16 protein-coding genes are annotated in these 13529 nt (G+C 68.7%); 7 read left to right on the top strand and 9 right to left on the bottom strand.

The genetic code is table 11. The annotated features are described in order from the left end of the window. Nucleotides 1-51 precede the first annotated feature (51 nt). The 6 genes from murA to cysS form a co-directional block, all read right to left on the bottom strand. Nucleotides 52-1341 (bottom strand): UDP-N-acetylglucosamine 1-carboxyvinyltransferase, encoded by a 1290-nt coding sequence (murA, locus tag AB5S17_RS00800; protein WP_369235144.1) that lies wholly within the window; start codon nucleotides 1339-1341, stop codon nucleotides 52-54. Between the two features lie 191 nt (nucleotides 1342-1532). Then, nucleotides 1533-1691 carry a hypothetical protein gene (locus tag AB5S17_RS00795; protein ID WP_369235142.1) on the bottom strand — a complete coding sequence of 53 codons (159 nt, stop codon included), beginning with the start codon at nucleotides 1689-1691 and terminating at the stop codon, nucleotides 1533-1535. A 109-nt stretch (nucleotides 1692-1800) separates the two neighbouring features. Next, nucleotides 1801-2322, bottom strand: coding sequence for a fasciclin domain-containing protein (locus AB5S17_RS00790; protein ID WP_369236096.1), 522 nt, complete (start codon nucleotides 2320-2322; stop codon nucleotides 1801-1803). A 205-nt stretch (nucleotides 2323-2527) separates the two neighbouring features. After that, entirely contained in the window at nucleotides 2528-3277 is a 750-nt protein-coding gene (locus AB5S17_RS00785) for an anti-sigma factor (protein ID WP_369235140.1), read from the bottom strand. Then, nucleotides 3274-3831: a sigma-70 family RNA polymerase sigma factor gene (locus AB5S17_RS00780; protein WP_369235138.1), complete on the bottom strand. Its 558-nt coding sequence runs from the start codon at nucleotides 3829-3831 to the stop codon at nucleotides 3274-3276. Before AB5S17_RS00780 ends, AB5S17_RS00785 begins: the two co-directional genes overlap by 4 nt. Before the next feature lie 134 nt (nucleotides 3832-3965). Continuing rightward, nucleotides 3966-5492 carry a cysteine--tRNA ligase gene (cysS, locus tag AB5S17_RS00775; RefSeq protein ID WP_369235136.1) on the bottom strand — a complete coding sequence of 509 codons (1527 nt, stop codon included), beginning with the start codon at nucleotides 5490-5492 and terminating at the stop codon, nucleotides 3966-3968. 326 nt (nucleotides 5493-5818) lie between these two features. Here cysS and AB5S17_RS00770 point away from each other — a divergent pair, with 326 nt between their 5' ends. Beyond that, nucleotides 5819-6001 carry a hypothetical protein gene (locus tag AB5S17_RS00770; protein ID WP_369235134.1) on the top strand — a complete coding sequence of 61 codons (183 nt, stop codon included), beginning with the start codon at nucleotides 5819-5821 and terminating at the stop codon, nucleotides 5999-6001. Between the two features lie 83 nt (nucleotides 6002-6084). Here the strand turns inward: AB5S17_RS00770 and AB5S17_RS00765 are convergent, their stop codons facing one another. Further along, complete coding sequence (locus AB5S17_RS00765; RefSeq protein ID WP_369235132.1) at nucleotides 6085-6867, bottom strand: SOS response-associated peptidase; 783 nt, start codon at nucleotides 6865-6867, stop codon at nucleotides 6085-6087. A 59-nt stretch (nucleotides 6868-6926) separates the two neighbouring features. On the opposite strand from AB5S17_RS00765, the gene AB5S17_RS00760 reads away from it, so the two are divergent. From AB5S17_RS00760 to AB5S17_RS00735, 6 genes are all read left to right on the top strand, one after another. Further along, nucleotides 6927-7370 carry an NUDIX domain-containing protein gene (locus AB5S17_RS00760; RefSeq protein WP_369235130.1) on the top strand — a complete coding sequence of 148 codons (444 nt, stop codon included), beginning with the start codon at nucleotides 6927-6929 and terminating at the stop codon, nucleotides 7368-7370. 133 nt (nucleotides 7371-7503) lie between these two features. Then, complete coding sequence (locus AB5S17_RS00755) at nucleotides 7504-7986, top strand: TIGR02301 family protein (protein WP_369235128.1); 483 nt, start codon at nucleotides 7504-7506, stop codon at nucleotides 7984-7986. Between the two features lie 104 nt (nucleotides 7987-8090). Further along, nucleotides 8091-8351, top strand: a complete 261-nt coding sequence (locus tag AB5S17_RS00750; protein ID WP_369235127.1) for a hypothetical protein — start codon at nucleotides 8091-8093, stop codon at nucleotides 8349-8351. Nucleotides 8352-8444: 93 nt separating this feature from the next. Next, entirely contained in the window at nucleotides 8445-9512 is a 1068-nt protein-coding gene (locus tag AB5S17_RS00745) for a hypothetical protein (protein ID WP_369235125.1), read from the top strand. 260 nt (nucleotides 9513-9772) lie between these two features. Then, nucleotides 9773-11053: an NAD(P)/FAD-dependent oxidoreductase gene (locus AB5S17_RS00740; protein WP_369235123.1), complete on the top strand. Its 1281-nt coding sequence runs from the start codon at nucleotides 9773-9775 to the stop codon at nucleotides 11051-11053. A gap of 205 nt (nucleotides 11054-11258) precedes the next feature. Further along, nucleotides 11259-11624 carry a VOC family protein gene (locus AB5S17_RS00735; protein WP_369235121.1) on the top strand — a complete coding sequence of 122 codons (366 nt, stop codon included), beginning with the start codon at nucleotides 11259-11261 and terminating at the stop codon, nucleotides 11622-11624. A gap of 22 nt (nucleotides 11625-11646) precedes the next feature. Here the strand turns inward: AB5S17_RS00735 and AB5S17_RS00730 are convergent, their stop codons facing one another. Both AB5S17_RS00730 and AB5S17_RS00725 read right to left on the bottom strand, forming a co-directional pair. After that, entirely contained in the window at nucleotides 11647-12540 is an 894-nt protein-coding gene (locus AB5S17_RS00730) for a carbohydrate ABC transporter permease (RefSeq protein WP_369235119.1), read from the bottom strand. A gap of 11 nt (nucleotides 12541-12551) precedes the next feature. Then, nucleotides 12552-13481: a carbohydrate ABC transporter permease gene (locus AB5S17_RS00725; RefSeq protein WP_369235117.1), complete on the bottom strand. Its 930-nt coding sequence runs from the start codon at nucleotides 13479-13481 to the stop codon at nucleotides 12552-12554. Between the last annotated feature and the right edge of the window lie 48 nt (nucleotides 13482-13529).

Raw genomic sequence — 13529 nt, 5'->3', positions numbered from 1 at the left:
GCCACCGGCGTCACGCGCCGGGGATCGAGCCCGCCTCCCGGCCTCTTGCGGTCAGCCGGAGATCCGCTCGATCTCGGCGCCGCAACCCGACAGTTTTTCCTCCAGCCGCTCGAAGCCGCGGTCGAGATGGTAGACGCGATTGACCGTCGTCTCGCCTTCGGCCGCAAGACCCGCGATGACCAGCGAGACCGAGGCGCGCAGATCGGTCGCCATGACCGGCGCACCCTTGAGGCGCGAGACGCCCTCGACGCGCGCGACCTGGCCGGACAGCTGGATCTTCGCCCCCAGCCGGGCCAGCTCCTGCACATGCATGAAGCGATTCTCGAAGATCGTCTCGGTGATCGCCGCCGTGCCGTTCGCCTTGGTCATCAGCGCCATGAACTGCGCCTGCAGGTCGGTCGGGAAGCCCGGGAACGGGTCGGTGGTGACGTCGACTGCCGAGATGCCGCCGCCATTGCGATAGATGCGCAGGCCGTTCTCGACCTCCGAAATCGCCGCGCCGGCGCCGGTGAGCGTCGCCATCGCCGTCGGCAGGAGATCGGCCCTGGTGCCGGTGAGGACGACGTCGCCACCGGTCATCGCGACGGCCATGGCATAGGTGCCGGTCTCGATCCGGTCCGGCAGGACGCGGTGGCGGGCGCCCGACAGCGCCGGCACGCCCTGAATGACGATGCGGCTCGTGCCGGCGCCCGTGATCTTCGCGCCCATCGCGATGAGGCAGTCGGCGAGGTCGACGATCTCCGGCTCGCGCGCGGCGTTCTCCAGGACCGTTTCGCCCTTGGCGAGCGTCGCGGCCATCATCAGGACATGCGTCGCGCCGACCGAGATCTTCGGGAAGACGAAGCGGTTGCCGACGAGGCCGCCCTTGGCCTCGGCGACGGCATAGCCGGCGTCGATGTCGATCGTCGCGCCGAGCGCCCGGAGCCCGTCGATGAACAGGTCGACCGGTCGCGTGCCGATCGCGCAGCCGCCCGGCAGCGACACCTTGCACTGATGCATGCGGGCGAGCAGCGGGCCGATCACCCAGAAGCTGGCGCGCATCTTCGAGACGAGCTCGTAGGGCGCGGTCGTGTCGACGATGTTGCGGGCGTTGAAGTGGATGGTGCGACCGAGCGCCGGATCGTGATGCAGGCGCTTGCCGACGACGGACATGTCGACGCCGTGATTGCCGAGAATCCGCGTCAGGAGCTCGACGTCGGCGAGATGCGGGACGTTCTCCAGCGTCAGCGTGTCGTCGGTGAGCAGCGAGGCGATCATCAGCGGCAGGGCGGCGTTCTTCGCCCCCGAGATCGCAATCGTCCCCTTGAGCTCGTTGCCCCCGCGAATGCGAATCCGGTCCATGTCGGCTGCCCACTCCTGTCCCCGCGCTGGCATCGTCGCGATCGCCAACGCCGGGGGTCTCTACACTAGAGGCGGAATGGTATCAAATCCGTGTCGAAACAGTGGCCTGAACGACGCCCGCGGCAACAGAAGTCGGCGCCTGCGGAATTCGTGCAACAGGTGCGGCGACCGGCAACCGGCCCCCGCGTCGCTCATTCCGGGCGCAGAACGGCGGTGATGCCGAAGACCACCAGCGCGAACAGCGCGATCTTCCAGAAGTCGCCGCGGCGCCTGAGGCCGGGCAGGCCGAACGGCCGGATGAGATGGGCGACCATCAACAGGATAAACAGCGCCGAGAAGAGTTTGCTCATGGCGCGGGCCTAGCCGAAGCCGCCGCCCCACGCCAGCACCGGGCGGCGTTTCCCCGCCAGGCCGGGCAGCCGGACCGCCGCGCCCCGTCGGCGGCCCGGCCCCGCATCGTCAGTTCTTCGGCAGCAGCACGCGGCCGATGACCTGGACGACGCCGTTCTTCTGCATCACGTCGGCGGTCTGGATGGTCGAGCCGTGGCCGGACTGGTCGATCACGGCCACCATGCCCTTGTAGATCCGGAAGGTCAGCGGCGCGCCCTCGACCGTCTTCAGCGTCAGCGAGCCGCCCCGCTTCTTGATGTCCTCCCTGAGGGTCCGGACCGTGTAGACGCCGGGGACGACGTGATAGGTCAGGACGCCGGTCAGCTTCGCCTTGTTCTCGGGCTTCAGCAGCGTCTGGACGGTGCCGGCCGGCAGCCGCTTGAAGGCGGCATTGGTCGGCGCGAAGACGGTGAACGGTCCCTCGCCCGCCAGCGTGTCGACGAGGCCCGCCGCCTTCACCGCGGCAACCAGCGTCGTCAGGTTCTTCGCGTTCGGCGCGTTCTGCGCGATCGTCTTCGATGCGTACATCGGCGCGCCGCCGACCATCACGGCCGCGACTGCGGGCGCCGCCGAAAGAAGTGCGACAGTCATCGTGGCCGCGGCGAGCCGCGACGTCATCAAACGAGCAAGGATCATGTTCAGCCTTCCCTTCACTTGCCTCCCCTCCCTTTCGGGGGATGGTACGACAAGCTACGAAGGACATGATCCACCGGATGCACAGCTTGGGAACGTCGGCGGATCACCTCGCCGTGAACGGAAGAGCCGCCATGCGCCCGTCAGGCCGGGCGTCCGGGCATCAGACCGAATGCAGCGCCCCGGAGGCGACGACCGGGCCGGTCGGCAGGCCGGTCGGCGAGCCGCCCGGCGGCTCCATCGAGACGGCGAGCGCGGCATTGGGCGCCGTGACGCCGCTCGCCTTCACCTGCAGGCGCAGCGGCTTCGACATGTCGATCAGGCCGAGCGAGCGCGGCGAGCCGCCGCCCGGCGGCACCAGCCAAAGCTCCGGCACGCGCCCGCCCGTATCCGGATTGGCGACCGGGATCAGCGTCGCGGTGGCGTTGGCCGGATCGATCACCACAGTGGCGAGCGGCGCTCCGGAACTGGAGGAAAGCGTCGCGGTGAAGGTGAGGCTGCGCCCAGCCGGCGCGCCGGCGCCGAGATTGCCGAGGCCGGCGGAGACGACGATCAGCGCGGCGAGACTCGCGGCGGCCAGCCCCATGCCGGCGAGGCCGATCCATTGCCAGATGCCGGCGACGCGGCGGCCGCGCGGCCGGCGCACCTCTTCCGCCTCGCCCGGCGGCCGCCGGGTCATGCGGTCGAGGTCGCCGGCGATGCGCGGCCACAGATCGGCCGGCGGCTCTGCGTCGGGAATGGCGGTCGCGAGCGGTCCCAGCCGTTCGGCCCAGGCGGCGATCTCGGCGGCGAAGGCGGGATCGCGCTCGGCGCGCCGCTCCGCCGACCGGCGCGCCGAGCCATCCAGCAGGCCGAGCACGTATTCGGCCGCCAGATCGCCCTCCCCGCCCTCATGGTCCCGCGGATCGCTCATCGCGACAGGCATCCCTTCAGTTTGATCAGGCCGCGTCGGATCAGGCTCTTCATCGTGCCGAGCGGCATCTTCGCCCGGTGCGCCAACTCCTCATAGGTGTGACCGCCGAAGAAGGCGGCGGTGATCGCCGAACGGGCGCGCGCGTCGACCTCGTCCAGGCACGCGGCGAGCCGGCGTGCGTCGTCGTCCTGGCCGAGCAGCGCCAGCGCGTCGGGGCGGTCGTCGGCGAGGTCGGCCGCGTCGTCCACCGGCCGCTCCAGGCCGCGCGGCCGAAGCGCCCGCAGCCGGTCGATGGAGCGATTGCGGGCGATCGTCGCGAGCCATGTGATCGGGCTCGCCCGCTCGGCGTCGTAGCGGTCGGCCCGGTTCCAGACGGTGAGATAGACGTCCTGCAACACGTCCTCGGCTTCCTCGCGATCGTTCAAGATACGCAGGCAGATGCCGAAAAGCTTCGCCGAGGTGCGCCGGTAGAGTTCGGCCAGCGCAGCCTTGTCGCCGGCGGCGACCGCGGCGAGACACTGGACGAGCCGGGCCCGCGCCTCTTCCTCCCTCAACAGGACACTCCCGTCCATCCCCTCTTGCCACAGCCGATGCCGTCACGGACAGGCGAACAGACTCGGCGCGCGAAAGTCAACGCGGTGACCCGAGCCTCGCCGCCACGGGCGCTCGCCTGCGCGAAGCGCAATGCCTACCGCTTCACCTCCCAGGTGGTGATGCGCTCGCCGGTCTGAGGGTCCTTGCCGTCCTTCAGCTGGATGCCCTTCTCGAGTAGCTCGTCGCGGATGCGGTCGGCCTCGGCCCAGTTCTTGGAGCGGATGAAAGCGAGGCGCTGGTCGATCTTTGCCCGGACCGCTTCGCTCACTTCGTTCGAGGCGTCGATGACGATGCCGACAAGCCGAAGGCAGGCCAGGCCTACGGAAGCAGCCTTCGTCCTCGGCTCCGCGTCTGCGAAGCCCCCGCCCTCGACATCGAAGGCGAATGCCCCCTCCTGCTCATGAGGAAGCATATCCTTTTCGACCCAGCGGCCGAGATTGAAGAGCTTGTGCAGCGTTTGGACCGCGCCCGCAGTGTCGAGGTCGTCGTAGAGCGCCGCGACGAACGCCGGATCAGGCTCGGCATTCGGGGTAGCCTTTTCCTCGGCCGCGACCCGGCGCCACCGTGTCAGAATCTTCTCCGCCTCCTCCAAGCGCCTCACGCTGAAGTCGATCGGCTCGCGGTAGTGCGTCATCAGCATGGCGAGGCGCAGCACCTCGCCCGGCCACTTTCGGCCGCCGAACTTGTCCGTCTCGAGCAGCTCGCGGATGGTGACGAAGTTGCCGTCCGACTTCGACATCTTCCGGCCCTCGACCTGGAGGAAGCCGTTGTGCATCCAGATCTGCGCCATCTCCGCCGTGCCGTGGCTGCAGCGCGACTGGGCGATCTCGTTCTCGTGGTGGGGGAAGATCAGATCGATGCCGCCGCCATGGATGTCGAAGGTCTGGCCGAGCAGCGCCTCGGACATGACCGAGCATTCGAGATGCCAGCCGGGCCGGCCCCGGCCCCAGGGCGAATCCCATCCCGGCTCGCTCTCGTCCGAGAGCTTCCACAGGACGAAGTCGCCGGGATTCTTCTTGTGCGCGTCGACCGCGACGCGCGCGCCGGCCTGCTGGTCCTCCAGCCGGCGGTTCGACAGCCGCCCGTAGTCGGGCATGGAGGTGACGTCGAACAGCACCTCGCCTCCCGCCTGATAGGCGTGGCCCTTGGCGATCAGCGACGCGATCATCGCAATCATGTCGTGTCCGTCGTCGCGGCGGACATAGGCGGTGGCACGCGGCTCGAAGGTCGGGGGCAGGCAGCCGAGCGCCGCGACGTCCGCGTGGAACTGGTCGGCGGTCGCTGCGGTGACCCTGGCGATCGCCTCGTTCAGCGGCAGGCCCGGATAGTCCCGCGCCGCCCGCGCGTTGATCTTGTCGTCCACGTCGGTGATATTGCGGGCGTAGACGACATGGTTCTCGCCATAGAGGTGGCGCAGCAGCCGGAACAGGACGTCGAAAACGATGACCGGCCGCGCATTGCCGATATGGGCGAAGTCGTAGACGGTCGGCCCGCAGACATACATGCGCACGCGCTTGTCCGCTTCGGGAATGGCGTCGTCGCGCCAGTCCAGCGGCCGGAAGCGCTCCTTGCGGCGCGTCATCGTGTTGGTGAGCTCGAGCCCGCGGAAGCCGTCGTCCATCATCGTCCTCTTTACGCCGGCCGGACTGCTATCGCCCTTTTCCGCCGGTGACAAATCATGCCGCCGCCGAACCCGTTTGCACACGCCATGATCAGATGACACAAAACTTGATCATTACCTGTGCATCGGAGCGATTTTCTTCGAGACGGGGATCAACGGAAATTTCTTCTCTTTCGGAACAGGCACGCTGTATCGGCATTACCACCCTCAAGCGGCAACAAGCCAAAGCGGATAGCCGCGTACGAGTGTCGTTATCCGCTGCCGCGAAACTGGCATAATCGGGATGCTCAGTCGAAGCAGTCCCCCGCAGTCAACGGACCCATGCCATGAAGCGCGACACCATCCATTTCCGCTCCAAGCGCGAGCGCGAGCAGGAAATCGATCTCAAGCAAAACTATAAGGAGATCGGCATTTCCGCCATCGCCGCCGCGAGCAGCGCCTGCCGCCAGCCGAAGGCCGAGACGACGCGCGCCCGGCCGGCCGGACTGCAGCTGACGCCGGGCGAATAAGCGGCGGGGATTGGGCCGAGCGGCCGGTCACGCCGCCCGCGGTCTCCGGCACGAACGCGGCGGGCTTCGAACAGCGCGCGGCGTCAGAGCAGGCGGAACTGTTCGGCATCGGCAGGAGGCCGGGCGGCTTCCGAATCAGGCGCCTCGCCCCGCTCCCGTTCGGGCAGTGGCGTCTGGATGTCCGGGCCGGTGTTGGCGACGGCGTTGACGCGCTCGGATATCCGCACCGCCCGGAAGAAGTCGCCCTCGACGAGCCGGGTGAGCGCGAGGGCCTCCGCCGGCTCGTTGTCGCGGCAGTTCAGCCAGCCGTCATAGGCTTCCTGCGGAATCACGACGGGCATCCGCTCGTGGATCGCCGCGATGGCGCCGCTGGCGCTCTTGGTCATGATCGCGGCGGTGTCGATCTCCGACCCGTCCGGCGCGAGCCAGGTCTCCTGCAGTCCCGCAAAGGCGAAGGGTCGGTGGTCGGCCGGCTGCAGAAGATACGGCTCGGCCTTGGCGCTTCCGCTCCGGCGCCATTCGTAGAAGCCCGTCGCCGGCACCAGGCAGCGGCGATGGCGCAGCGCCGCGCGGAAGGCGTTCTTCTCCGCCGCCGTCTCCGACCGGGCGTTGAACAGCAGCGGAAAGCCCTTGGCGTCCTTCAGCCAGCCGGGCAGCAGCCCCCAGCGCACCAGCATCGTCATCCGGCCCGGGCGCGGCGCGGCGGGACGTTCGTCCGAGCCGCCGATGACGATCAGGATCGGCTGCGTCGGCGCGATGTTGTATCGCGGCGGAAAGGCCTCGATCGTGGCGAGCCCGAACAGCGATGCGATCTCGTCCGGCGAAGCCGTCAGGGTGAAGCGTCCGCACATGGCCTCGTTGAGCAACGCCTCCCCGGCCAAGTCAAGCGTTGGGCCGATGAGTTGATAAGGAAGATGCCGTCGCCATGCCCGATACGTCCGACCGCCCGCTGCTCGGCGTCTCCGTCTGCGTTTCGGACGGGGCGCGGATCCTGCTGATCGAGCGCGGCCGGGGCGCCTTCGAAGGCAAGCTCAGCCTGCCCGGTGGCAAGGTGCGGTTCGGCGAGCGCCTGGAAGCGGCGGCGCGGCGCGAATTGCGCGAGGAGACCGGGCTCGACCTCGAAGAACTCGTCTTCGTCACGCTCCACGAGGCGATCGGCGACGGTGTCCATGCGGTGATTGCCGTCTTTGCCGCCCGCCTGCCGGCGGGTGCCCGGCCGCGCGCCGGGGACGATGCCGCGTCCACGTCCGTGTTAACGATAGATGAAGTGAGATGGGCAGAATCGCAGAATCGGACGACCGACGGGCTCGCGGGCGTTGCCGAGCGGGCGGTTCACATCCTATTTCCGCATGGCGTGAATCGTGTCTGACGGTGCCGCGCGGCAAAAGCCGATCGCCTGATTCCGGGCCCTATGTTGCGCGAAAAGCGCATCCTCCCGGAGAAGATGGCGGTCTACCGGCCGATGTCTTGCATATTCGTTAACGCCGTCCGAAAGCTGCAGCATGCTCGCGAACCGGATTCTTCCAGCGATTCTCGTCGCAGCGGCCCTGGCCGTCGCCGCGCCGGGTGGATCGTTGTCCGCCTTCGCCCAGTCCGGCAGCAGCCAGGCCGACACCGGCAAGCCGGCCGATGCGGCGTCGACGGACGGCGCGGACAAGCCGGATCCGGCGACGCTGCCGAGCGGCGCGCCCTATATGAAGCCGCTCAGCCGTCTCGCCGGCATCCTTGGCTCGATGCATTTCCTGCGCACCCTTTGCGGCGACGCGGACGCCAATGTCTGGCGCGACGAGATGACCGCGCTGATCAAGGCGCAGGCGCCGAACGAGGCTGACAGGCGGCAGCTGATCGCCAGCTTCAACTCGGGCTACCGGGCCTTCGAATCCACCTATCGCAGCTGCACGGCGGCGGCGCGCACGGCGGTGAACCGCTATCAGCATGAGGGGGCCGTCCTCGCCAGAGAGATTGGCTCCAGGTACGGCACTTAACCTTCGGTTAAGGATCGGACGAATCTTGAATCAAATTTGCCGGCACGATCGTGCTAAGACCTTAACGGGACGTGAAGCCGGCAGCAGAAATTGAGGGGGTCGTGATGATCGATTTGCAGAGCGCCGAACTGGACGAGATGATCCAGGCCGAAAAGAAGCAGGTGGCCCTCGAATACCACAACGAGGCGTGGGCCGACGGCATCTCCGACGGCATCGAGGCGGAAATCCTCGCCGAGACGGCGATCTCCACCGCGCTCGTCGAGCTCGTGCGCCTGCACGGCGAGGACGACGTCCTCGACATGATGGAGACACTCCGCCAGCGGATCGAATTCGGCGAGTTCCGACCCGATCGCACCATCCAGTAGGTCGAGCGCGCAAGCCGGGGCCGGCCGACGTTCCGAACCCTCGCGAGGCGGGCGCGACGGTCCGACACGAAGAACGAGGGGGATGCGGCAGCGATGCGCCGAACGAGCGTCATCCTGAGTGTTGCGACGGCCATGGGGCTGACGGCCGCTCCGATGACGGCGCACGCCTTCTCGCAGATCGAGGGCGCCGGCGGATCGGCCGAGTCCAAGGACGGGATCATCGCGGTTCCCCTGCCCCCGCTCACGGTGGACCAGCCGCACGGCCAGGATCAATCCACCGGCCCGCAGGGGCGCCGGGGCAGCGGAGCCGCCCCGGAGGGCACCGACGCCGGCGAGGTGCCCATCTCCCCCGAAGACGAAGCCCGCGAGAAGCTCCGGCGCGAACGGATGCAGGGCCCGAACCTGCCGGCCGCGAAGAAGCCGGGCCGCGCCCCAGGAGCGAACGGCACCGTCGCCCCGGTTCGGCGCCAGGATCCTGAAAACGCCAGGGACCAGGTCTCTCCCGACGACGCGCCGACCGACGACGGCCGCGAGATGCGACTGCGCGTTCCCTCCGGCTACACCGCGCGGACCGAGGCCGCGCCCGGCGGCGGCGGCGCCCGCAGCCTTCGCACCATCGTGCCGGATGCCGGCGACCGGGCGAGGAAGCAGGAGGCGCGGCCGGAGCGGCAGATCGGCCCGACGGAGGCTCTGCCGGCGAAGATCGCCTATGGCGCGGACGACCTGCCGAAGCCGGTGCGCGACCTGCGGGCCAGGCTGATGGACATCGCCAGGACCGGCGACATCGACAGGCTCCGGCCCTACATCAAGACCGGCGACGGCGGGACCGTCCTGTCCTTCGGCGACGTCGTCGACGATCCCATCGCCTTCCTGAAATCGGCCTCCGCCGACGGCAACGGCGTCGAGGTGCTGGCGATCCTGCTCGAGATCCTCGAGGCCGGCCATGTGCATGTCGATGCGGGCGGCGGCAGCGAGATCTATGTCTGGCCGTACTTCACCCAGCTCGACATCGAGAAGCTGACCAAGCCGCAACTCGTCGAACTCTTCGAACTCGTCACCGCCGGCGACTACGAGGCGATGAAGGAATTCGGCGCCTACGACTTCTATCGCGTCGGCATCTCGCCGGACGGACGGCTGGAGTTCTTCGTCACGGGGGACTGAGCGCGCCGCCGCAGCGGCTGCTGGAAGAGGCGGTCTCCGCGCGCCGCGATGCGAAGCCCGTTTCGGAAGGCGTCGAGCAGCCGGAGTCGCCAGGGTCTGCGCCGCCCCGGCTTGCCCGCTCGACGCGGTTTCGACGGCAGAACGCCGGCCCCGGCGGCGGCGCTCCGCCGCCGCGCGGTTCCGCCATTGGAGCCGGCGGCCTCCCGTGCGATGACTCGGTTCTTGCTCCGCGTCCGCCGGAGCCCGCAGGAGCCGTCCGCATGCAGAACGATCCGCGCTCGCACGGTCTTTGGGAGCGCACCGCTCCGCCCGCTCCGGCGACCGGCCGGCTGGACGGGGCGCGAACCGCGGACGTCGCCGTCGTCGGCGCCGGCTTCACCGGCCTGTCGGCAGCGCTGCATCTGGCCGAGGCCGGCGCGCGGGCGATCGTCCTCGAAGCTGCCGGGATCGGCTTCGGCGGGTCGGGGCGCAATGTCGGCCTCGTCAACGCCGGCATGTGGGTGATGCCGGACGACGTGCCGGGAACGCTCGGCCCGGTCCACGGCGAGCGGCTCCTGACCCTCCTCGGCGAGGCGCCGCGGGCGGTCTTCGACCTGATCGACCGGCACGTCATCGCCTGCGAGGCGACACGCTCCGGCACGCTGCATTGCGGCGTCGGCGATGCGGGCAAGGCCGAACTCGCCGAACGGGCGCGGCAATGGCAGGCGCGGGGCGCGGACGTTGCGCTTCTCGGGCCCGCCGACGCGGCTGCGATGACCGGCTCGCCCGCCTACTCGGCCGCCCTCCTCGACCGCCGCGCCGGCACCCTCCAGCCGCTCGCATACGCCCGCGGCCTCGCTCGCGCGGCGATCACGGCGGGTGCCGAGATCTTCACCGGCAGCCCGGTCGCGGCCGTCACGCGCGCCGGCACCGGCTGGCGCATCGAAACGCCGGGCGGCTCCGTCACCGCCGACTGGATCGTCGTCGCCAGCAACGCCTACACGACAGCCCCGTGGCCCGAGATCCGGCAGGAGATCGTCCACCTGCCCTATTTCAACATCGCGACCCGGCCGCTGTCGTCGAACCTTGTCCGCTCGATCCTGCCGGAGCGCCAGGGCGCATGGGACACCAAGGAGGTGCTGTCCTCCTTCCGGCTGGACCAGGCGGGGCGGCTCATCATCGGCAGCGTCGGCGCGCTGCGCGGCACCGGCGCGGCGCTGCACCGCCGCTGGGCAATGCACAGCCTGAAACGCCTCTTCCCGCAGCTCGGCGACGTCGAATTCGAGGCGGAGTGGTACGGCAAGATCGGCATGACAGCGGACTCGCTGCCGAAATTCCATCGGCTGGGCGACAGGATCGTGTCCTTCTCCGGCTATAACGGCCGCGGCATCGCGCCGGGCACGGTGTTCGGCCAGGCGCTCGCCGAGCTCGTTCTGGGCACGACCTCGGAAGACGACCTGCCGCTGCCGCTCACCCAGCCGGCGCCGCAGCGCTTCCGGGGCTGGCGGGAGCGCTATTACGAGGTCGGCAGCCAGATCGCGCATCTATCTTCGCGGATCTGACGCTGGAGAGGCTGCCCGTCGCACCGGAGGCCGAATGACGGCTATATCGAGAGACTGCGAGCGGCCATGTCGTCACGATGGTCGGCCGGGCGGAAAGACGGGGTAATCCGGCCATGCCCGGGACCGGGTGACCATGGTTCGCCCCCGACGACGTCGCGGCCGGCTGCGGCCGGACTGCGCTGGTCCGAAAAAGGGAGACGACGCCATGGCGATCCTGCGCCTCGATCACGTCCAGCTCGCCATGCCCGCCGGCGAGGAGGCGCGCGCCCGCGCCTTCTACCGCGATCTCCTGGGCATTCCCGAGGTGGAGAAGCCGCCGCATCTCGCCGTCCGCGGCGGCTGCTGGTTCGAGGCCGGGCCGGTGAAGCTCCATCTCGGCGTCGAGGCGGACTTCCGGCCCGCCCGCAAGGCGCATCCGGCGCTGATCGTCGACGACCTGGCGGCCCTCGTCGCCAGGCTGCAGGAGGCCGGCTGCCGCGTGGCGGAAGACCAGCCTCTTCAGGGCTACGAGCGGCGCTATGTCGACGACCCCTTCGGCAACCGGATCGAGCTGATGCAGCCGGCCGGCTGAGGCCCGCCGGCGGCTGGCCCGCCTATTCCTTCACCGCGCCCGTCATCGACGAGACGTAGTAGTCGACGAAGAAGGAGTAGAGGATCACCACCGGCAGCGAGCCGAACAGCGCGCCGGCCATCAGCGCCCCCCACTCGTAGATGTCGCCGCGCACGAGCTCGGTCAGCACGCCGACCGGCACGGTCTTGCGCTCCGGCGTCGAGATGAAGGTCAGCGCGTAGATGAACTCGTTCCAGGACAGGGTGAAGGCGAAGATGCCGGCCGAGATGAGGCCCGGCACGGCGAGCGGCAGGATCACCCTGGTCAGGATCTGCCAGCGCGTCGCCCCGTCGACCAGCGCCGATTCCTCCAGCTCGTAGGGGATGGTCCGGAAATAGCCCATCAGCAGCCAGGTGCAGAACGGGATGAGGAAGGTCGGATAGGTCAGGATCAGCGCCAGGCGCGTGTCGAACAGGCCGAGCTGGAAGACGATGTAGGCGAGCGGGATGAACAGGATCGACGGCGGCACGAGATAGGCGAGGAAGATCGCCATGCCGACGAAGCGCGCGCCGGTGAAGCGGATGCGCTCGATCGCATAGGCGGCGAAGACCGAGGCGAAGAGCGACAGCGCGGTCGCCGAGAAGGCGATCAGCATCGTGTTCCACAGCCACTGCGGATAGGTGGTCTGGAAGAACAGGTACTTGATGTGCTCGAGCGTCGGCCCGACCACCCAGAAGGGCGAATAGTCCTTGTAGTCCGTCAGCTGGTGGTTCGGTTTGATCGCCGTGATCGTCATCCAGTAGAACGGGAAGAGCAGCACGAAGATGAAGACGAGGAGCGGCAGCCAGACGGTGATCAGCCGCCTCGGCAGCGAGTTGAACTGCGACATGCCCTCGACGTCGTCGTGGACGGTCGCGCGCGCGGTGGTTTCGGTCATGTCGAGACTCCTCAGTCCGAACCCTGCTGCCACTTGCGGCGCTGCAGTCCGAAGAACGAGAACAGGATGGCGGCGAGCAGGAACGGGATCATCGCGACCGAGATGGCCGCGCCCTCGCCGAGCGAGCCGCCGGTGATCGCCCGCTGATAGGAGAGCGTCGCCATCAGATGCGTCGCGTTGACCGGACCGCCGCGGGTCAGCACCCAGATCAGCTGAAAGTCGGTGAAGGTGAACAGCACCGAGAAGGTCATCACCACGGCGATGATCGGAGTCAGCAGCGGCAGGGTGATCTTGGAGAAGCGCTGCCAGGACGTCGCGCCGTCGATCGCCGCCGCCTCGTTCAGCGAGGCCGGGATCGTCTGCAGGCCGGCGAGCAGCGAGATCGCGACGAAGGGGATGCCGCGCCAGATATTGGCGGCGATCACCGACCAGCGCGCGTTCCACGGATCGCCGAGGAAGTTGATCGGCTGGCTGATCCAGCCGAGCTGCATCAGGACGTAGGAGATGATCGAGAACTGCGCGTCGTAGATCCACCAGAAGGCGATCGCCGAGAGCACCGTCGGCACCACCCAGGGCAGGAGCACGATCGCCCGGATCAGCGACTTGAACGGCAGCCTCTCGTTCAGGATCAGCGCCAGCCACAGGCCGAGCGCGAACTTAATCGCCGAGGCGACGACCGTGTAGAACACCGTGTTGAACACGGCGAGCCAGAATACCGGATCGTCCGAGAGCCAGATGTAGTTCTCCAGCCCGATCCATTCGCCGGTCTGGCCGATCGTCGTGTCGGTGAAGCCGAGCCAGATGCCGAGGCCGAGCGGATAGGTCAGGAAGCAGAGAAGGAAGACCGCCGCCGGCAGCATGAACAGGAAGCCGAGGCCGTTGCGGCTCTCGACGAAACGCTGCCAGGCCGGCGGGCGGGGACGCGATACGGCGTCGGACATGAAGCGGTGCCTCCGTCGGAAGGGGCGCGGCGCCGGCAAGAGCCGGCG

Origin of the sequence: Jiella sp. M17.18, from assembly GCF_041027365.1 — a bacterium.
In the GTDB taxonomy this organism is placed as follows: Bacteria; Pseudomonadota; Alphaproteobacteria; order Rhizobiales; family Rhizobiaceae; genus VKMB-3413.
The sequence above is the reverse complement of the archived record's forward strand: the minus strand, read 5'-3'. Positions and strand labels throughout refer to the sequence as shown.

Coding starts and splice junctions, on each gene's coding strand:
- AB5S17_RS00755 (WP_369235128.1), top strand. CDS start 7,504: ATGCTCGCGAACCGGATTCTTCCAGCGATTCTCGTCGCAGCGGCCCTG.
- cysS (WP_369235136.1), bottom strand. CDS start 5,492: ATGGACGACGGCTTCCGCGGGCTCGAGCTCACCAACACGATGACGCGC.
- AB5S17_RS00750 (WP_369235127.1), top strand. CDS start 8,091: ATGATCGATTTGCAGAGCGCCGAACTGGACGAGATGATCCAGGCCGAA.
- AB5S17_RS00730 (WP_369235119.1), bottom strand. CDS start 12,540: ATGACCGAAACCACCGCGCGCGCGACCGTCCACGACGACGTCGAGGGC.
- AB5S17_RS00745 (WP_369235125.1), top strand. CDS start 8,445: ATGCGCCGAACGAGCGTCATCCTGAGTGTTGCGACGGCCATGGGGCTG.
- AB5S17_RS00770 (WP_369235134.1), top strand. CDS start 5,819: ATGAAGCGCGACACCATCCATTTCCGCTCCAAGCGCGAGCGCGAGCAG.
- AB5S17_RS00740 (WP_369235123.1), top strand. CDS start 9,773: ATGCAGAACGATCCGCGCTCGCACGGTCTTTGGGAGCGCACCGCTCCG.
- AB5S17_RS00790 (WP_369236096.1), bottom strand. CDS start 2,322: ATGACTGTCGCACTTCTTTCGGCGGCGCCCGCAGTCGCGGCCGTGATG.
- murA (WP_369235144.1), bottom strand. CDS start 1,341: ATGGACCGGATTCGCATTCGCGGGGGCAACGAGCTCAAGGGGACGATT.
- AB5S17_RS00735 (WP_369235121.1), top strand. CDS start 11,259: ATGGCGATCCTGCGCCTCGATCACGTCCAGCTCGCCATGCCCGCCGGC.
- AB5S17_RS00725 (WP_369235117.1), bottom strand. CDS start 13,481: ATGTCCGACGCCGTATCGCGTCCCCGCCCGCCGGCCTGGCAGCGTTTC.
- AB5S17_RS00760 (WP_369235130.1), top strand. CDS start 6,927: ATGCCCGATACGTCCGACCGCCCGCTGCTCGGCGTCTCCGTCTGCGTT.
- AB5S17_RS00785 (WP_369235140.1), bottom strand. CDS start 3,277: ATGAGCGATCCGCGGGACCATGAGGGCGGGGAGGGCGATCTGGCGGCC.
- AB5S17_RS00795 (WP_369235142.1), bottom strand. CDS start 1,691: ATGAGCAAACTCTTCTCGGCGCTGTTTATCCTGTTGATGGTCGCCCAT.